The organism is Desulfonatronovibrio hydrogenovorans DSM 9292, from assembly GCF_000686525.1.
Taxonomy (GTDB): domain Bacteria; phylum Desulfobacterota; class Desulfovibrionia; order Desulfovibrionales; family Desulfonatronovibrionaceae; genus Desulfonatronovibrio; species Desulfonatronovibrio hydrogenovorans.
In genome coordinates this window covers 567,259-583,886 of the sequence record NZ_JMKT01000008.1, presented here as the reverse complement: position 1 = coordinate 583,886, position 16,628 = coordinate 567,259, and the positions used below count along the sequence as shown (strand labels likewise).

22 protein-coding genes are annotated in these 16,628 nt (G+C 50.6%); 14 read left to right on the top strand and 8 right to left on the bottom strand.

Going from position 1 to position 16,628, the window contains the following annotated elements; genetic code table 11:
• Positions 1-77: 77 nt before the first annotated feature.
• The 8 genes from rsmA to P771_RS16415 all read right to left on the bottom strand — a co-directional run bounded on the left by rsmA (position 78) and on the right by P771_RS16415 (position 6,868).
• Positions 78-854 carry a 16S rRNA (adenine(1518)-N(6)/adenine(1519)-N(6))-dimethyltransferase RsmA gene (gene rsmA, locus P771_RS0104235; RefSeq protein WP_028574157.1) on the bottom strand — a complete coding sequence of 259 codons (777 nt, stop codon included), beginning with the start codon at positions 852-854 and terminating at the stop codon, positions 78-80.
• On the bottom strand, positions 851-1,345 hold the full coding sequence (locus P771_RS0104230; RefSeq protein WP_244147286.1) for a DUF2062 domain-containing protein: 495 nt from the start codon (positions 1,343-1,345) through the stop codon (positions 851-853). Before P771_RS0104230 ends, rsmA begins: the two co-directional genes overlap by 4 nt.
• A 67-nt stretch (positions 1,346-1,412) precedes the next feature.
• The gene (locus P771_RS0104225; protein ID WP_028574155.1) at positions 1,413-2,000 is read right to left on the bottom strand and encodes a peroxiredoxin; all 588 of its coding nucleotides are present in this window, start codon (positions 1,998-2,000) and stop codon (positions 1,413-1,415) included.
• Between the two features lie 17 nt (positions 2,001-2,017).
• A complete protein-coding gene (locus tag P771_RS16420; protein WP_084301659.1) occupies positions 2,018-2,617 on the bottom strand; it encodes a peroxiredoxin family protein in 600 nt (199 codons plus the stop codon).
• A complete protein-coding gene (locus P771_RS0104215; protein WP_028574154.1) occupies positions 2,604-3,452 on the bottom strand; it encodes a 2-oxoacid:ferredoxin oxidoreductase subunit beta in 849 nt (282 codons plus the stop codon). Before P771_RS0104215 ends, P771_RS16420 begins: the two co-directional genes overlap by 14 nt.
• An 81-nt stretch (positions 3,453-3,533) precedes the next feature.
• The gene (locus tag P771_RS0104205; protein ID WP_028574153.1) at positions 3,534-5,210 is read right to left on the bottom strand and encodes a 2-oxoacid:acceptor oxidoreductase subunit alpha; all 1,677 of its coding nucleotides are present in this window, start codon (positions 5,208-5,210) and stop codon (positions 3,534-3,536) included.
• Between the two features lie 13 nt (positions 5,211-5,223).
• Complete coding sequence (locus tag P771_RS0104200) at positions 5,224-5,745, bottom strand: ferritin-like domain-containing protein (RefSeq protein WP_028574152.1); 522 nt, start codon at positions 5,743-5,745, stop codon at positions 5,224-5,226.
• Positions 5,746-5,944: 199 nt separating this feature from the next.
• A complete protein-coding gene (locus tag P771_RS16415; RefSeq protein ID WP_035243865.1) occupies positions 5,945-6,868 on the bottom strand; it encodes a M14 family murein peptide amidase A in 924 nt (307 codons plus the stop codon).
• A 295-nt stretch (positions 6,869-7,163) separates the two neighbouring features.
• Between P771_RS16415 and P771_RS16410 the strand changes: the two genes are divergently transcribed.
• The 14 genes from P771_RS16410 (at position 7,164) to P771_RS0104125 (ending at position 16,602) form a co-directional block, all read left to right on the top strand.
• Positions 7,164-7,793 carry a Na+/H+ antiporter subunit E gene (locus P771_RS16410; protein WP_051617101.1) on the top strand — a complete coding sequence of 210 codons (630 nt, stop codon included), beginning with the start codon at positions 7,164-7,166 and terminating at the stop codon, positions 7,791-7,793.
• Between the two features lie 2 nt (positions 7,794-7,795).
• Complete coding sequence (locus P771_RS0104185) at positions 7,796-8,062, top strand: MrpF/PhaF family protein (protein ID WP_028574151.1); 267 nt, start codon at positions 7,796-7,798, stop codon at positions 8,060-8,062.
• Between the two features lie 3 nt (positions 8,063-8,065).
• On the top strand, positions 8,066-8,383 hold the full coding sequence (gene mnhG, locus P771_RS0104180; protein ID WP_028574150.1) for a monovalent cation/H(+) antiporter subunit G: 318 nt from the start codon (positions 8,066-8,068) through the stop codon (positions 8,381-8,383).
• Positions 8,384-8,385: 2 nt separating this feature from the next.
• Positions 8,386-8,631, top strand: coding sequence for a Na(+)/H(+) antiporter subunit B (locus tag P771_RS0104175; protein WP_028574149.1), 246 nt, complete (start codon positions 8,386-8,388; stop codon positions 8,629-8,631).
• Positions 8,628-8,921 carry a hydrogen gas-evolving membrane-bound hydrogenase subunit E gene (gene mbhE, locus P771_RS0104170; RefSeq protein WP_028574148.1) on the top strand — a complete coding sequence of 98 codons (294 nt, stop codon included), beginning with the start codon at positions 8,628-8,630 and terminating at the stop codon, positions 8,919-8,921. Before P771_RS0104175 ends, mbhE begins: the two co-directional genes overlap by 4 nt.
• A complete protein-coding gene (locus P771_RS0104165; protein WP_028574147.1) occupies positions 8,918-9,346 on the top strand; it encodes an MnhB domain-containing protein in 429 nt (142 codons plus the stop codon). The genes mbhE and P771_RS0104165 overlap by 4 nt, the downstream gene beginning before the upstream one ends.
• A 4-nt stretch (positions 9,347-9,350) precedes the next feature.
• Positions 9,351-9,719 carry a cation:proton antiporter subunit C gene (locus P771_RS0104160; protein ID WP_028574146.1) on the top strand — a complete coding sequence of 123 codons (369 nt, stop codon included), beginning with the start codon at positions 9,351-9,353 and terminating at the stop codon, positions 9,717-9,719.
• Positions 9,716-11,224 carry a proton-conducting transporter transmembrane domain-containing protein gene (locus P771_RS0104155; protein WP_028574145.1) on the top strand — a complete coding sequence of 503 codons (1,509 nt, stop codon included), beginning with the start codon at positions 9,716-9,718 and terminating at the stop codon, positions 11,222-11,224. Before P771_RS0104160 ends, P771_RS0104155 begins: the two co-directional genes overlap by 4 nt.
• Positions 11,225-11,232: 8 nt before the next feature.
• Positions 11,233-12,759, top strand: a complete 1,527-nt coding sequence (locus P771_RS0104150) for a monovalent cation/H+ antiporter subunit D family protein (protein WP_028574144.1) — start codon at positions 11,233-11,235, stop codon at positions 12,757-12,759.
• Entirely contained in the window at positions 12,756-12,974 is a 219-nt protein-coding gene (locus P771_RS16405; protein WP_035243863.1) for a hypothetical protein, read from the top strand. The genes P771_RS0104150 and P771_RS16405 overlap by 4 nt, the downstream gene beginning before the upstream one ends.
• Complete coding sequence (locus P771_RS0104140; protein ID WP_028574143.1) at positions 12,967-14,682, top strand: Na(+)/H(+) antiporter subunit D; 1,716 nt, start codon at positions 12,967-12,969, stop codon at positions 14,680-14,682. The genes P771_RS16405 and P771_RS0104140 overlap by 8 nt, the downstream gene beginning before the upstream one ends.
• 131 nt (positions 14,683-14,813) lie before the next feature.
• Positions 14,814-15,338, top strand: coding sequence for a type 1 glutamine amidotransferase domain-containing protein (locus P771_RS0104135; RefSeq protein ID WP_028574142.1), 525 nt, complete (start codon positions 14,814-14,816; stop codon positions 15,336-15,338).
• A 252-nt stretch (positions 15,339-15,590) separates the two neighbouring features.
• Entirely contained in the window at positions 15,591-16,232 is a 642-nt protein-coding gene (thiE, locus tag P771_RS0104130; protein ID WP_028574141.1) for a thiamine phosphate synthase, read from the top strand.
• A gap of 85 nt (positions 16,233-16,317) precedes the next feature.
• A complete protein-coding gene (locus P771_RS0104125) occupies positions 16,318-16,602 on the top strand; it encodes a GYD domain-containing protein (RefSeq protein ID WP_028574140.1) in 285 nt (94 codons plus the stop codon).
• Positions 16,603-16,628: the final 26 nt, after the last annotated feature.

The following is a 16,628-nucleotide window of genomic DNA, read 5'->3' as shown; positions in this document are numbered from 1 at the left end:
ATCGAAGCCTTATTGCAAGCAAGTTAAATAGGACAAACAAAATTTCCCGGCTCAAGTCAAGCCAAAATTTATTTTTTTTACCTGAAAATCACCTTGGAAAGCCTCTGAAAAACCTCTGGAGAGAGATCTTCAGGCCGTGCTCTCAGGTCGATACCCATTTCGTCAAACACGATATTTATTCTGTCATTCCAGTATGTTTTAAGTATCTTGCCCACCTGCTTCCGCCTGCTCTGAAACATGATTCTGATCAGCCTGGAAAGACTGGTGCTGGAAAAATTTTTTTTTGCCTCCTCCAAAGGAAAAAAACTCAAAACTGCAGAGTCGACCTTTGGCCTTGGCCTGAAAACCTGCGGAGGAACATTAAAAAGCAGCTGGGGCTTTAAAAAGGATCTTATCCAGACCGACAATGCACCGTAGGTCCTGTTTCCGGGGCTGGCAACGATCCTCTGGCCGACCTCCTTCTGAACCATGAAGACTGCCCTTTCAAGACCCCGGACCTGATGGGCCAAGTCCCACAAAATCCTTGATGCAATGTTATAGGGAAGATTTCCCACTACCTTTATTCCCGGTCTGAAGCTCAACCTGGACCAGTCAAAGTGCAGGGCGTCAGCGCAAACCACCTCTGTCCCGGGAAATCCGGCCCGGACTGAACAGCAGAGTTCCCAGTCCTTTTCCAGAGCAAAGACCGGGCCACCTGTCTGAATCAGCAGCCCTGTCAGGGCTCCTCGACCTGGACCGATTTCCAGAATCGTCTGACCCGGAAGAATTTCCAGAGCGTCAACTATCTTCCTGCAGATATTAGGGTCAACAAGGAAATTCTGACCAAGGCTCCTCTTGGCCGGCAAAAAACTCATATCCTTTTCAGCCTTTTTTCCCGTCTTATCCGGGCCCGCCGGTCATGGTATGAACGGATAATCCTGACAGAAGCCAGGTAGGTGGACATGGAAAGGACCAAGCCCACAACAATCCCCCCGAAAAGCATCAACCCGAAAAAATCCCACCCTATTCCGACTATGTTCATCAGGGTCAGATCTTCTGGATCAAACTCCTTTCGCCCCACAGGGATGATCATTTTGCCCACCAGGTAAAGACCATAATATACAAAAGGGGCATACAGAGGATTGGTAACCCAGGTGCCCAGGGCAGCGGCAATCTTATTGCATCTGAAAGCAAAAGCCAGGCCCAGGGCCACCACGGTCTGAAAAGGTATGATGGGCAGGCAGCCTACAAATACCCCTACAGACAGCCCCATGGCCACGGAATGGGGACTCTCGCGAATTCTGGACAGCTTTAGGTACCAGTAGCGGGTAAAGCGTTTCAGACTGAATCTGAAAGGTATATTCAAGAAAATTGTCTCGTCTGAATCAATATATATGAGGCAGCTGCAATAAAAAAATGACTGGTCTGACAGGTTACCCTGGGAGATCTTCCAGGGCATTTATCAGAAGTTCCAGTCTGGGCCTGACATTAATGTCCTCAACATGGACGAACCGGATGACCCCTTGTTTATCAATCAGGACTACAGCCCGTTCAGCGGTACCGTCGGTTCTAAGGACCCCGAACTTTTCAGCAACCTCTCCATGAGGCCAGAAATCGGAAAGCACTGGAAACCAGAGCCCGCCCATGGCCTGCATCCACGAATAAAGGGTGGGAACGCTGTCCACGCTTATGCCCAGAATAATTGCATCATGCCTGGCAAAATAATCTTCAACAATATTGTATCCAGGCCACTGGTCAGAACAGACCGGAGTCCAGGCAGCCGGCACAAAGGAAAGCATCACATTTTTCCGGCCCCGGTATTGGGACAGGGTGATGTCCTCCCCGCAAATACAGGGCAGGGTGAAATCCGGGGACACATCACCTACCTGCACCTTGAGCTGACTGTCAACAGGTTTCTGCTCTGGTGACCGATATACACCATCAATAAAGGACGCTGCAGTTAAAGGAAAAAGCAGTCCAACAGTCAACACCAGTATTTTGGCTGAAATCAGAATTCTCATGCTCACTTCCTTGAAGTTTAAGCCGGGTCAGCACCATCCAGTAATTTTTTCAGGAACTCCAGAAATTCCTGGGGAGGGCCAAATGGTCCTTTGTGGGTCTTGAGTATCTGTCCGTCTGAAATCCTGACAGTCAAGAAGTATGGTGTGCCCACTTCCCCGATCAGCTTATGCCACTCAAAATCCGGATCTGGAAAAAGTGGAAAGGGAATCTGGTAATTATCCTGAAACACACTCACCTCGAATTCCGAGTTGCCCGGGGCTATCCCCAAGACCTTGATCTGTCCCTCCAGCCCCTGCTCAGCAATAAGATGACAAAGCCTGTTCACAGTCTCGGCTTCCCGCTGGCAGACCGGACAATACATGCTGAAGATCTGGACCAGGGCCAGCTGAGCATTGATATCCTTCAGGATGAATGTCTTTTCCATCCTGTCGGAAAAACCCAGGTACTCGACCTGGCCAGGACTGTCAGGAACCGGAAGTTCCAGGTCCGGAAAAATATTTGCAGCAAAACCCGGTCTGTTCCAGATCAGCAGGCATACTGCCAAAATTACCGGCACGCATATCAGTACCCTTTTCAGGCTCGGCAGGTCAGACCTGCCCATCTTAAGAGTAGACATTCATGATCTCCTTCAGGACATCCCTGGCAGGACGGTTCTTGTAGAGCAGGTCATTGGTGGGATGAGGCAGGGTCTGTTCAAAGGCCGGCCTGGTGCCCCTGTAGATTACTCCCACCGGGATCCTGTCACCCCATTGGTTTGCAAGCCTGATGGCCTGTTCCCAGTCTTCCGGGTCATGCCCCTGAGGCTCGTAACAGCGCTCCTTGTACCAGGCAAAGGTATTGACCTTGTTGAAGGTGACACAGGGCTGCATTATATCAATCAGGCTGAACCCGGGATGATTTATGGCCTGGACTATAAGATCGGCCAGATGGTCAATCATGCCAGAAAAACCCCTGGCAACAAAATTGGCCTGCATGGTTACAGCAACGGCCACTGGATTGAAAGGGGCTGACGGGTTACCTCCGGGCTGAGCCTTGGTGGCATGTCCCTGGGTGGTGGTAGGGCTGGCCTGGCCCTTGGTCAGTCCGTAAATCTGGTTGTCATGGGCCAGCAGGGTGAGGCCGATATTTCTGCGGATGGCAGCCAGAAAATGGTTGCCTCCCTCTCCGTAATTGCACCCGTCTCCGCTTTGAACAATGACATTGGCCCTGGGATTGGCCAGCTTGATGCCAGTGGCAGCAGGCAGGGCCCGGCCATGAAGACCGTTGAACACGTTGGCCTTGAGATAGTGGGGAGACTTGGCTGCCTGGCCAATACCTGAAACAAAGATCGACTCATGGGGTTCAAGCCCCATGGAGGCCAGGGCTTTTTTCACTGCCTTTAGAATGGAATGATTTCCACACCCGGGACACCAGGCTGTTTCAAAATCTCCATAATCATCAACTGAAACCATATAATTACTCCGGAACTTGTTTTTTGTTGAGCCAGAAGGCCGTGACCATCCAGATGATGGTCGTCTTGATCCGGTCCCCGGTCAAGAAAGGTCCAGCCTGGCCAGAATGTATTCGGCATCCAGGGGCAGGCCGTCATACCTGAGGATGTAATTTTTTGAGTCCGGCACCACCTCCCTCTCCAGCAGCCTGGCAAACTGAGCCGTGGCATTGGATTCCACAAAGACAACCCTGCCGGCAGAACCCATCCTCTCCCTGAAATGGTCCTGGTCAAGCGGCCAGACCTGGGTAAAATGCAGGACTCCGACTTTATTTTTCCCAGCCTTGCCCTGTGCTTCCAGGGCCGGTCCCAGGGTAGATCCCCAGCAGACCAGAAGTGTCTGCACCTGGTCGGGACCGTAATAGTCAGGAGGTACCACATCCTGTTTGATAATCTTTTCCTTGCTCAACCTTTTTTCGGTCATCGCTGTTCTGACCTCCAGGTCCTCGGTGATATGCCCGTCCGGATAATGCTCATCACTGTCCGCCACCACCAGGTATGGTCCCAGAGTGGGAACGAGCCGTGGGGAAACCCCGTCATCAGTCAGGGCGTATCTCTGGTAGGTCTGGGGATCCGGCCAGGAATCCCCGGGACTGGCTGGTCCTTTCACCCTTGAAAGGTCAAAAGGGGGCACGTTTCGGTAGGAATCAGCCAGATACTGATCCGTGAGCACAAAAACCGGACCCTGGGATCTTTCAGCCAGGTCAAAAGCCCTGACAGTCAGGTCAAAGCCCTGCTCAGGGTTGCCCGGAGCAAAGATGGCCCTTGGAAACTCGCCGTGTCCTGAGTACAGGACAAGGTTCAGATCTCCCTGCTCAGTCCTGGTGGGCAGACCTGTTGCAGGACCGGGTCTCTGTCCGACAACAATGACTATGGGCGTTTCGGTCATCCCGGCCAGGCTGACCCCTTCACACATCAGGGCAAATCCACCGCCAGAGGTGGCCACCATGGACCTGGCCCCGGCATAGGACGCTCCAATGGCCATGTTGATGGCTGCTATTTCGTCTTCTGCCTGCTCCACCACGATTCCCAAAGACTTGCCCTTGGCATTGAGGGTCATGGGAATGCCGGTGGAGGGAGTCATAGGATAGTATGAGCAGAAATTCACTCCTGCAGCCATGGCCCCGAGGATGACCCCGTCATTGCCAGTGAGCATAAGCCCGGGTTTCTGGTCGGTCCGGGCAAGATTGTGGGACTGGATGCCCTGTTTCCGGGCAAAGGAGTAGGCTGCCTCCAGAACGTCCAGGTTCTTTTCCACCACCTCGGGCTTTTTCTTGCCGAATATGTCCTTGATGCATCCCTGAGGCACAGCCTTGTCCAACCCCAGCAAAGCACTTAAAAAACCCAGTCCCACCACGTTTTCAAAAAGGGGGCTGGGGGCCAGTTCCTTAAATGGAATCTCCAGCAGCCCGTCCCCTTCCATTTCAATCTCCTTGTCCTTTAAAACCAGACCGTCTTCCCTCATCTGTCCTTTATGGAGAGTTATGGTCTCCTGGTTCAGAGCCACAAGGATGTCTATCTTGGAAACAGGGCCCAGGACCCTTTCCACTCCAGCCCTGACAGCAAAGGTGTTGTGTCCTCCTCTGATCCTGGACATGTATCCCTGACAAACATGAACATTATATCCAGACCTTATCAGGGCCTTGGTCAGCAGCTCTCCAACAGTAACCAGGCCCTGGCCTGCCTCTCCACCTATCAGAATATTCAATTCTCTGCGCATCTCACCTCCGGACTTATGCACCATCCAGCCCTGCCCTGTCCTGTCCCATGGACCAGCCTTCAGGGTCCTCATAATAGTAGTTCAGATCAGTTAAAAGGATATAGTGACTCTTTTCCTCCTGGATCATCTTCTTCAAAAATTCTTTTTCAATTTCTCCCTGAGCCCTTTCAAGGGCATCTTCGTAAAACTTAACCAGAGCCAGCTCAAAATCAATCCCTGTATTCAAGGCTTTGAGAGTCCCGGCACAGGCTTTGGAAGTTTCCGACCTGGCTGCCATCTCTTTAAAAACTTTTCCGGCATCCATGGGCTGGTCCGGCAGGACACAGGCTTCTTCCGGATCATCTCCACTGCTCAGGGCCTTTTCAATCTCCCTGATCCGCTGAACATGCCTGACTTCGTCATCCCTGAGCATGGAAAAAATATCTTTTCCAAGCCCCGGAACACACTGTTTTGCTGCTTCTGCGTAAAACTTCCGGCCCTTTTCTTCCATCTCTATTGCCGTACATACCCATTTTTTAAAATTATCGGTATTCATGACCAACTCCTAAGGGTAGGGGGTTTAAAATCCACCTGGTATCTAGAAGATATCTGAACAGGCTGTATTTATCCACTTATTTTCAGGGGAATATCCATTATGATCTATCCATAATCACAAGGATGTCCAAAGACAACCCTGAAAAAACAGGGCTGAGCATGGAGACTAGGCTTTAAGGATGCGGGGCAGGGAAATCAGACTATTTTCCAAAAAATTCTTTTTGGAGTTCAAGATCGTCGACAGCCTGGAGCTGTCCGGGGTCCTTGCGGACCGGGGTATTGTTGATCAGCCACCGGACCAGATCCCTCCACATGGAGGATATTTCACCATCTCCGGGCATCCTCACCGACGAGGCCAGCTCAAGGGTTACTACTGGAATACCCAGCTGAATCCCGGCAAAATTACCAAGGGTTCCAGGAAAGTTGCCCAGCCGCCGGAGACCCAGTCCGCCAATGGATGAAGGGGGCCTGCCTGGTCCATCATAATCGACCAGATCAAGGGGAGAATGGACGGATATGATTGCGTCAGGCCGGAATTCACGAATCAGGTGGACCAAAAATCCAGTCTCGGGCTCGCTCATGGGATACGGCCCAGGATAGTACCTAGGGTTTTCATTGGTGTAGGTCTTCCACCGGTCATATCCAACCTCACGCCAAAGCGGACCAGGGAAATTCCTGTTTATGTCAACGCCTGAGGCATTGGTCCGGGTGGCGCCATCCGAAAACAGGCCGTCGGGATTGAGCAGAGGAATGAATATCCAGTGAAAAAGACCGGAATGGTGGATATCCAGGATCTGCATCCACTTAAAAACTATACTTATGGATGAGTACTCATCCCCGTGAGTGCCGCCTACTACCAGGACGCGGCTCTGAGGCTGCCTGGTTTCCAGAGGGGGATATTCCTTGACAAGAATCGGGACGTTGTTGACCGAATGCCACCCGGAACTAATCAAGCCACCTTCAAGGCAGTCCCTTAATCCGACACTGGCCAGCCTGCCGGATATGGAACGGCATGTCTCTTCCTTAGTCCAGCTGGGAGGGCTTTGCATTGCCTGGACCGGGAAGGAAAAGAGCACAATGCCAAACGCAAGAAAAAACAAACTCCTGCCCAAAATAACCATCATGAAAAAACTCTCAGGGCGTGGTTAGGGTTGAGTGACCAGCAGCCTCAATCCAAAAAGCATCTGCATAGATTATTCCTTTTATTACTAAGCGTCAATAATCCTTCACCCAGATCATCAGGCAAACCAAACAGACAGAAATGTGCCATTCTGTTTCATTCAGAACCAGTCAATGCCGGCCTAACGGCCTGATATGAAACATATTTAAGTTTTTTTCTTGACAGCTCAGGCAAATAAAACTAAAAGCCTCAGACTATCGTTGCCTTGTACATTAATTCTAACTTCCGGAATTGAAAACATGTCTCAACCAACAACTGCGGAACAGGTACAGTCAGGCTTTTTCAAACGATTCAGGGGCATTATCTTTCAGGCCTTCCTCCTCATGGCCTTATGGCTCATCCTGAGCGGGCATTTCGACCTTGAGCATATCATATACGGAGCCCTTTCTGTAGCTCTTGTTGTCTGGCTTAACTACCGGGTCAGGCACATCCCCATGAGCAACGGAGACTGTCTTTCTGGAAGCTGTATAATTGTTCACCGTCTGATTCTTTACCTTTTCTGGCTGGTCATTCAGATCGTCAAGTCTGGAACCTTTGTAGCCTACCTGACCCTGCATCCCAGAATGCCCATCAATCCCATGATTGTCAGATTCAGAAGCAGTCTGCCTAATCCCCTGGCCAAGGTCATCCTGGGTAACTCAATTACCCTGACCCCCGGTACCCTGACCGTGGACATCAGAGATGATTTTTTTACAGTTCACGCCCTTATTGATGACACTGAAGAGGAACTGGTCAGCGGCGACATGGAAGCCAGGGTGGGAAGACTTTACCTGGACCACTGCACCCCAGAGCAGATGTGCACCGATATTGCCATCCTCAAGTCATTTCGCGAGGCTAAAGATCAAATTCAAATAAGAGAGCGCAAATAGTCATGCATGATTTTTTTGTTGTCATAGCCGCTATTTTGGCCTTGGTGCTACTCATTCCGTTCTACCGAGTATATAAAGGGCCCACTGTTTTTGACCGGCTGCTCGGGGCCGCAGCAGTTGGAGCCAAGACCATAACCCTGGTTCTTCTTTTCGGCTTGGTTTATGATCGTCTGGACATGTTTGTTGACATAGCCCTAGGCTATGCAATCCTCAACTTTGTCGGTGCCATTGCCATGGCCAAATATTTCAAGGCATCCAAAAGGCATTAATTCATGGAAACAATAGCCAACTTTTTTGCCATAGTCTTTGTTCTTCTCGGAGCGTTTTTCATGCTGGTGGGAAGCATTGGTGTAAACAGGTTCCCTGATTTCTACACCAGAGCTCATGCCTCTGGAAAAGTCGATACCCTGGGCATAATGCTCTTCATCCTGGGCCTGATGTTTTTTGAAGGGTTCAACCTCATCAGCTTGAAGCTTCTGCTCATCGCTGTTTTTGTTGCCATGACCAGCCCTGTGGCAGCCCATGCTCTGGCCAGACGGGCCCTGGTCTTTGGAGTCAAGCCCTGGACTAGGGAAAAAGGAGGAGAATAATCATGCAGTGGCAGATAGAATTTCTCCTTTTCATCATCCTGATTGTTGCCGCTCTGGTTGCCCTGGGCATCAGAAACCTTCTGGCCGCAGTGGTCACCCTGACCATTTTCAGCTTCATGGCCGCCCTGATAATGATCTCCATGGGCGCCCTGGACGTGGGCTTTACCGAAGCTGTGGTCGGAGCTGGAGTGGTAGGGATATTCAACGTTGTAGCCATATTCAAAACATCAAGGAAGAGTTGCGATTGAAGCCGTTACAATACCTCATACTATTGGTCATGGCAGGTTTTCTGTTCGTGGCCGTGGCTGAACTGCCCCCCCGGGGAGACATCGGGGCTCCGGTCCAGCAGAAAATCAATCCGGCCGGTACTCCTGTTGCTGGGGCTCATTACATTGAACAGGCCTACAAGGACACCCACACACCCAACATCGTGGCCGTAGTCCTGGCCGACTACCGGGCCTTTGATACTCTGGGTGAGGTTATCGTTGTCTTTGCTGGAGCCATCGGCTGCTTTTTCGTCTTAAGGAGAAGACCATGAAATCCCAGACTGAAAGCCCGATAATCGAAGTTGCGGCCAGAGGACTGGCTCCGGTGATCCAACTCATCGGGATCTATGTTTTTTTCCATGGACACTATGGACCTGGTGGTGGATTCCAGGGGGGAGTGCTGCTGGCAGCAGGGGTACTTCTGCTCAGGATGTCCATTGGATTTGATAACAGTCAGCTTCAGCTGCCCTCCAGAAAGACCATCCTCCTGTGCGCCATTGGTGCCCTGATTTTTGCCGGCACCGGACTTGTGGCTCTGATGTTTGGCGGCAATTTCATGGACTACGCTTATCTTCCTGTGCCGGGATTTGAGGCTGCAGACCTGCGCTACTACGCCATCCTCTTTATTGAAGTCGGTGTAACCATGGCTGTCATGACTGCGCTGATATCAATCTATGACGACTTATTGGGGTCCTGATAATATGTTGGAATTAATTCAAGGTCATTACGCTTATTTCTTTTTGATGCTTCTCTTTGTCATCGGACTTTATGCCATGATGATGAAAAAAAACTTCATGAAAAAGATCATGGGCATGTCCATGGTGCAGAGCGCAACCATCATGGTCTGGATTGTAGCTGCCTATAAACATGGCGGGACAGTTCCCATCATGGACAAGTCCATCCCGGTGGACAACCCGGATCTGTACATAAACCCGCTGCCCCACACCCTGATGCTTACAGCCATTGTTGTGGCTGTAGTCACCCTGGGAGTCTCATTTGCCCTGGTCGTATCCATTTACAGAAACTTCAAATCCCTTGACGAACCAACCATACTGAAGCGGATGAAATGAACACTTCAAATATTCCTGTCCTCATACCGGCAGTTTTCATGTTTGCTGCCCTGGCGGTCCCCATGGTGGGCCTCTGGAAGCGGTCTCTTTCCATTTATCCCGCTCTCCTGGCATCTCTGCTGGCTGCCTGGTATTCTGCATCCGGCCTCATGCACACCATTGAACACGGAGCAGTGAGCTACCACCTTTCGGGCTGGGTTCCACCCATTGGAATCGAGTATGTTCTTGATCCATTATCCGCTTTCATCTGCCTGGTGATCACAGCAGTGACCACTGTGGTTTTATTCTTCTCAAGAAAAATCGTAAAATTCGAAACTCCGGACAAGGAGATGCCTTTTTACGCCCTGGCCATGCTCCTGCTGATGGGCCTGACCGGTATGGTCATGACCGGAGATTTCTTCAACCTTTATGTTTTCCTGGAGATCAGCGCCCTGGCTGGTTACGCCCTTGTGGCCATCGGCGACAAAAGGGCTCCGGTGGCGGCCTTCAAATATCTGACCCTGGGTACGGCCGGTGCTGCTTTTTACCTCCTGGGTGTTTCATTCATTTTCATCAGTACCGGCACTCTGAATATGGCCGACGTAGCCTCGGTCATTCACCTAGTAGACCACACTGTGCCGGTCATGATCGGCTTAAGCCTGATTGTCCTGGGAACTGGTTTGAAAATGGCTCTGTTTCCCATGCATGCCTGGATGCCGGATGCGTATTCCTACGCCTCATCAGCAGCAACTGCCCTGATCGCTCCCATTGGAACCAAGGTCTCAGCTTATGTCCTTTTGCGCATCATGTTCGATGTGTTTGAGCCAGGTTATTCCGCCGGTGAACTTCCCCTGGCTCAGATTGTCGGCTACCTTGGTGCCATCGGAGTCATCTGGGGTTCCATCCTGGCCATCTGCCAGAAGGAATTGAAAACCATGCTGGCCTACAGCTCGGTTGCCCAGGTGGGCTACATTGGAATAGGGATCGGCCTGGCTTCTCCCCTTGGCTTTATCGGGGCGGTCCTGCACATCCTCAATCATGCCTGCATGAAGGCCTGTCTGTTTCTCATCAGTGGCTGTCTGCGTTTTCGTCTGGGCCATTCCTGGATTCCTAAGTTTGAAGATTCCCTGCGCATCACTATGCCCTGGACAGCAGTGGCCTTTGTGGTGGCAGCCATCTCCATGATCGGCCTGCCCCCCACTGCCGGTTTCTTCAGCAAGTGGTATCTGGCTTTGGGCAGCATAGAACAGGGAGCCTGGATTTTCCTGGTGGTTCTCCTGGTGAGCAGTCTGCTGAATGCAGTATATTTCTTCCGGATCATAGAGAAAATGTACATCAGGCCCCAGAGCGAGGAAATGATCAAGGCCCAGGAACAGGCTGAGTCCCCCACCTGGGGTCGCAAAGAGGCCCCCTGGTCCATGCTCGGCCCTGTTATGCTGCTGGCGGTTTCCCTCCTTGTGCTGGGAGTATTTAACGTCTGGATCGTGTCCAACTTCATTGAATTTATGATACCCATAGGATTATAGCAGGAACCATGAGCCCTGAAGTTTATACATCATCAATCCCGTTTCTGGCGGTAATCGTATCTTTGGCAGCGGTCCCCCTGATTCTGTTGTCTTCCAAAAAGCCCAACCTTAGGGAATTCTGGACCCTGGCTGCAGCCTTCATCAAATTTCCTCTGGTTCTTTCCCTTTTGCCTGACGCCTTTGCCGGCAAAGTTGCCCAGTTCACCATCATTGAAATTTCACCAGGCATAGCCCTGGAACTCAAAGCTGATCCTGTAGGCATTTTCTTCGCCCTCATTGCATCAGGCCTCTGGATCTTAACCTGCTTCTACTCCATAGGTTATGTCCGCGGCAGCAATGAAAAAAAGCAGACAAGGTACTTTGCCAGCTTTGCTGTCTGCCTTTCAGCCACCATAGGCATAGCTTTCTCAGCCAACCTTTTAACTTTCTTGATTTTTTACGAAATCCTCTCCATTGCCACCTATCCTTTGGTCATCCATAAGGAAAACAAGGAGGCAATCCGCTCTGGTCGGCAGTACCTGACTTACGCTCTGACCGCCGGCCTGGTGCTTATTGCCGCCATAGGCTGGACCTATATGCTGGCCGGCACCCTTGATTTCAAACCTGGAGGCCTCTTGGACGGGCTGATTAATGACCCGTGGGTGGCCAAGACCATATTTATTCTGTTCATAGCCGGAGTCGGGGTCAAGGCGGGCATCATGCCTCTGCACAGCTGGCTGCCTGCAGCCATGGTCGCTCCTACGCCTGTCAGTGCTCTGCTCCATGCTGTAGCTGTTGTTAAGTCAGGTGTTTTTGGTGTGGTCAGAGTGGTCGGCTACACCATGGGACCTGAAAATATGCAGATTTTCGGATTGGATCTAATTCTGGCCATCTTTGCCGGCGGAACCATTCTTCTGGCCTCCATCATTGCCATGAAGCAGGACAACCTCAAAGCCCGGCTGGCCTATTCAACAGTGGGGCATCTGTCCTATATTGTCCTGGGTCTGGCCTTAATATCACCAGAAGCCTTTACTGGCGGACTATTGCACCTGGCCAACCACGCCACCATGAAGATCACCCTCTTTTTCTGTGCCGGGGCAATATACGTCAATCTGCACAAGACTGAAATTTCTCAGCTGGACGGCATAGGCAAGGTCATGCCCTGGACCATGGGTGCCTTTACCATTGGAGCTCTGGGATTGGCAGGAGTCCCTCCCATAAACGGCTTTATCAGCAAGTGGTTCCTGTGCATGGGCTCCCTGGAAGCGGACAAGATAATCATTTTGTTCATATTTATTACCAGCGGACTGTTAAACGCAGCCTACTTTTTCCCCATTATCCACCGGGCATTCTTCAGGCCGGGCGGAAAAGACCTGGAAAAACACGGTGAAGCTTCCCTGATGATGGTCATCCCCATCTGCATAGTTGCTTTCCTGTCCCTGGCCCTTGGTCTGTATCCCAACCTGTTCTTCAACATGTTCGACCTGGCCCAGGGAATAACTCAAAGTGTTATGAATATTAATCCTCAAGTGATACTAACCGGTAGAGGCATATGAAGACCATTCACTGGATAACCCTGATCGCTGTTCTGGTCATGACCCTTGTTGCCCAGATCCTGACTGATCCATATTACTGGTGGGAAAGAATTCTGGGATTTTTTGCCATCTTCGGATTTGTGGGATGTCTGCTTTTGATGTTTGTTGCCAAGCTTCTGGGACATGTCATGGTAAGCCACAAACCTGATTACTACAAGGAGGAGACTGATGTTTGAGCTGCCTCCTGTCCTGGTCATGTGGCTTGGACTGATAATTCTGCCCTTTCTTCCCAGGGATATTAGGCCCAAAGCGTTCATCCTTTTTCCTTTCCTGGCCCTGGCCATCATCCTGACCACGCCAGTGGGCACGGAAAAAACCCTGAATATTTTCGGGTATGAGTTTATCATTTTCAAGATAACCCAGCTCAGCCGTGTCTTTGGGATCATTTTCGCCCTTATTGCATTTCTGGGCGGAATTTATTCCATGCACATGAAGGAAACCGGTCAGCAGGCAGCTGCACTGATATATGCCGGCGGTGCCCTGGGCGTGACCTTTTGCGGTGATTTTTTCACCCTGTTCGTGTTCTGGGAACTCATGGCTATTGGCTCGACCTATCTTATCTGGGCCAGACGAACTGTTGCCTCAGACAAGGCTGGAATGAGATATCTGCTCATGCATCTCTTTGGGGGCAGTCTCCTTCTGGCCGGGATCATCATGCAAATCCACTCTTCAGGTTCTATCCTGCTGACGGATTTTGCACCAGGTGAATCCATGGCCGCCTGGTTCATTCTGGCTGGTGTTGGCCTTAATGCAGCCGTGTTTCCCCTGCATGCCTGGCTGCCTGACAGTTACCCAAAAGCAACTGTCACCGGATCGGTCTTTTTAAGCGCCTTTACCACTAAAACCGCGGTGTATGTCCTGGCCTCACTCTTTCCAGGCTGGCCCATTCTGCTTGTCCTTGGGGTGACCATGACCCTTTACGGAGTCACTTTTGCTTTTCTGGCCAATGACATTCGTGAGATCCTGGCCTACCACATTATGAGTCAGGTGGGATACATGGTGGCTGGAGTGGGCATAGGTACTGAACTGGCCATAAACGGGACCACAGCCCATGCCTTCAGCCATATTCTCTACAAGGCTTTGCTTTTCATGGGCACCGGAGCAGTCCTTTACAGTGTAGGCACCACCAAACTTCACGAATTAGGTGCGCTAGCCTCCCGAATGAAATGGGTCCTGATATTTTATATGGTTGCCGCCCTGTCAATTTCCGGAGCGCCTTTGTTCAACGGCTTCATCAGCAAGGCCATTATTGTTGAAGCAGCTGGTCAGAGTCATCTTTATCTGGCCAAAATGCTTCTTATTCTGGCCTCTGTGGGTACATTTCTTTCTGTTGGCATCAAGCTTCCCTACTATACCTGGTTCCACACTCCCAAAAAAGAACATACGGTCAAGCCTGTTCCCAAAGGCATGATGGTGGCCATGGCCGTCACCTCCTTTTTGTGCATATTCTACGGGATATTTCCCAAGGCTTTGTATGTGGAACTTCCCTATGTTATGGATTACAATCCCTTCACCATTCCACACCTGGTGGAGGTAATACAAATACTAATCATGACCTTCCTGGCCTTCTGGATGGTCAGGGCCAAACTGACCCCCAAAAACAAGATCTCCCTGGACGTGGACTGGTTCTACCGCAAGGCTGCTCCGGGAGCCAGACTGGTTTTTGTTGGCGGTATCAACAGAATATACGAGGTCTGTGAAGTCAAAGCCTTTGATCTTGCCCATAACGTATCAAGACTGGCCAGACATCCGGTTCAGGTCCTGAGGACCTTCAAGTATCCATCCAGGGATTACGATGAAAATCTGGACCGGCAGCCCCTGTCTTCATCCATGTTCCTGACCATTCTGGTTACTGTGCTGGTGTTCATTCTAGTTATCTGGTGATTATCCTGGCATAGGTTTTTCAAGCATCTATCAAGGGACGGTTCCACCGTCCCTTTTTTTATTCCAAAAATGGGGGTGCCTTGCTTAAAAAGCCAAGGGCTGATACCATCTGTTTTAAAAAGGAGGTTCATATGGAACTCAAAGGAAAAAAAGCCATGATCCTTGTGGAGCAGATGTACAACGATTATGAATTCATTTATCCATACTACCGTCTATTGGAATCCGGAGCTGAAACTTATGTTGTCGGTCCTGAAGCCGATAAAAAATACCCGGGTAAAGAAGGAACTCAAGCCAGCTCAAACCTGTCTGCTGCTCAGGCCGATCCCCAAGCTTTCTCGGTCATGGTCATTCCAGGCGGCTATGCACCGGATCACATGCGCAGACACAGGGCCATGGTCGATCTGGTCCGTGAAATGTACGGGCAGGGCAAAATCATCGCAGCCATTTGCCATGCTGGCTGGTTGCCTGCCTCAGCCGGAATATTAAAAGGCAAAAAAATGACTTCCTTCTTTGCCATAAAAGACGACCTGATCCACGCTGGAGCGCAATGGGTGGATGAAGAGGTTGTGGTTGACGGCAACCTAATCACCAGCCGGACTCCGGATGACCTGCCTGCATTCATGCGTACCGTAATAGCCAGAACCCGGGAATTATGATCCTGGTCAGTGACCGGAACTGATTTGGCGCACCCGGATTTCCGGGTGCGCTTTTTATGTGAAGAGGTACCCTGGCGGCACTTGCCCCCTCTGGCCATTCATGGTCTGACCAGACTGTGAAATGGAATTGCTTCCGGGCCTGTCAGGGTCAGAAGAGGATTGACTGGTTCATTTTTTAAGTCTGTCGGCTAAAACCAGCTTACGCTGCTATTTATGCTTGCCTGGTATGGCTTGATGCCCTATATTTAAATCATGACCAGACAAGTTGATTACTCATTATATTTGGTCACAGACCAGGCCCTCTGCCTTGGGCGAAAAATTATGGATGTGGTCCTGGAGGCAGTGCAAGGAGGGGTGACCATTGTCCAGATCAGGGAAAAGAATACCTCGGCCAAAGCTTTTTATGAACTGGCCGTGGCCATGAGAAAAAACCTGGCCCCAAAAAATATCCCCCTGATCATAAATGATCGGGTTGACGTGGCCCTTGCAGCTGATGCCGACGGAGTACATGTTGGCCAGAGTGATATGCCCTTTCCAAGGGTCAGGGAGATCATGGGACCGGACAAAATCCTGGGAATCTCCATCAACTCCTTTGACCAGCTTAGCCAGTCCAGTGACCTTGTGGATTATTTCAGCATGAGTCCGGTGTTCCCAACCCCGACCAAAACCGATACTTCAGCACCCTTTGGTTTAAAAGGCCTTGAAAAGGCCAGAAAAATGACCTCAAAACCCCTTATCACTATCGGCGGAATCAAGCCTGAAAATATTAAGGAAGTTATGGCAACAGGAGTGGATGGAGTAGCTCTGGTATCTGCAGTATGCAGCGCACCTTCTCCTGAAAAGGCTGCCCGCCAGCTGATGGACCTAATCAGACAGTCCCGGCAGACCATCTGAATTTTCCTTTTTCCTTGCCATTAACCTTCTGCCAGGTTATCATAGCAGTAACTTCTGATAACCCTTAAGCTTTTAGGAGGGAGCCATGGCACATTACGTGATTCTCAGCAAACTCACGGATGAAGGCCGAAAGACCCTGAAAAAAAATCCCGGCCGGATCATGGAGGTGAACAAGGAGCTTGAACAGATGGGAGTCAAGGTCCTGGAGCAGTTTGCCGTACTTGGTCAATATGATTTTGTAAACATTGTTCAAGCTCCGGACAACGAGACCATCCTGAAAATGTCCGTGGAGCTGGGTTCAAGGGGTTCTGTCCAGCTCTTGAGCCTCCCGGCCATGAAAATCGACGAGTTTGTAAAAAAAACAGTCTGATTCCAGGGCAGTCCTGGTCTGGATCA

What these genes read in the sequence shown, in the direction of transcription:
- rsmA (WP_028574157.1), bottom strand. Translation starts at nt 854, where the DNA reads ATGAGTTTTTTGCCGGCCAAGAGGAGCCTTGGTCAGAATTTCCTTGTT.
- P771_RS0104225 (WP_028574155.1), bottom strand. Translation starts at nt 2,000, where the DNA reads ATGAGAATTCTGATTTCAGCCAAAATACTGGTGTTGACTGTTGGACTG.
- P771_RS16420 (WP_084301659.1), bottom strand. Translation starts at nt 2,617, where the DNA reads ATGTCTACTCTTAAGATGGGCAGGTCTGACCTGCCGAGCCTGAAAAGG.
- P771_RS0104215 (WP_028574154.1), bottom strand. Translation starts at nt 3,452, where the DNA reads ATGGTTTCAGTTGATGATTATGGAGATTTTGAAACAGCCTGGTGTCCC.
- P771_RS0104205 (WP_028574153.1), bottom strand. Translation starts at nt 5,210, where the DNA reads ATGCGCAGAGAATTGAATATTCTGATAGGTGGAGAGGCAGGCCAGGGC.
- P771_RS0104200 (WP_028574152.1), bottom strand. Translation starts at nt 5,745, where the DNA reads ATGAATACCGATAATTTTAAAAAATGGGTATGTACGGCAATAGAGATG.
- P771_RS16415 (WP_035243865.1), bottom strand. Translation starts at nt 6,868, where the DNA reads ATGATGGTTATTTTGGGCAGGAGTTTGTTTTTTCTTGCGTTTGGCATT.
- P771_RS16410 (WP_051617101.1), top strand. Translation starts at nt 7,164, where the DNA reads ATGTCTCAACCAACAACTGCGGAACAGGTACAGTCAGGCTTTTTCAAA.
- P771_RS0104185 (WP_028574151.1), top strand. Translation starts at nt 7,796, where the DNA reads ATGCATGATTTTTTTGTTGTCATAGCCGCTATTTTGGCCTTGGTGCTA.
- mnhG (WP_028574150.1), top strand. Translation starts at nt 8,066, where the DNA reads ATGGAAACAATAGCCAACTTTTTTGCCATAGTCTTTGTTCTTCTCGGA.
- P771_RS0104175 (WP_028574149.1), top strand. Translation starts at nt 8,386, where the DNA reads ATGCAGTGGCAGATAGAATTTCTCCTTTTCATCATCCTGATTGTTGCC.
- P771_RS0104165 (WP_028574147.1), top strand. Translation starts at nt 8,918, where the DNA reads ATGAAATCCCAGACTGAAAGCCCGATAATCGAAGTTGCGGCCAGAGGA.
- P771_RS0104160 (WP_028574146.1), top strand. Translation starts at nt 9,351, where the DNA reads ATGTTGGAATTAATTCAAGGTCATTACGCTTATTTCTTTTTGATGCTT.
- P771_RS0104155 (WP_028574145.1), top strand. Translation starts at nt 9,716, where the DNA reads ATGAACACTTCAAATATTCCTGTCCTCATACCGGCAGTTTTCATGTTT.
- P771_RS0104150 (WP_028574144.1), top strand. Translation starts at nt 11,233, where the DNA reads ATGAGCCCTGAAGTTTATACATCATCAATCCCGTTTCTGGCGGTAATC.
- P771_RS16405 (WP_035243863.1), top strand. Translation starts at nt 12,756, where the DNA reads ATGAAGACCATTCACTGGATAACCCTGATCGCTGTTCTGGTCATGACC.
- P771_RS0104140 (WP_028574143.1), top strand. Translation starts at nt 12,967, where the DNA reads ATGTTTGAGCTGCCTCCTGTCCTGGTCATGTGGCTTGGACTGATAATT.
- P771_RS0104135 (WP_028574142.1), top strand. Translation starts at nt 14,814, where the DNA reads ATGGAACTCAAAGGAAAAAAAGCCATGATCCTTGTGGAGCAGATGTAC.
- thiE (WP_028574141.1), top strand. Translation starts at nt 15,591, where the DNA reads ATGACCAGACAAGTTGATTACTCATTATATTTGGTCACAGACCAGGCC.
- P771_RS0104125 (WP_028574140.1), top strand. Translation starts at nt 16,318, where the DNA reads ATGGCACATTACGTGATTCTCAGCAAACTCACGGATGAAGGCCGAAAG.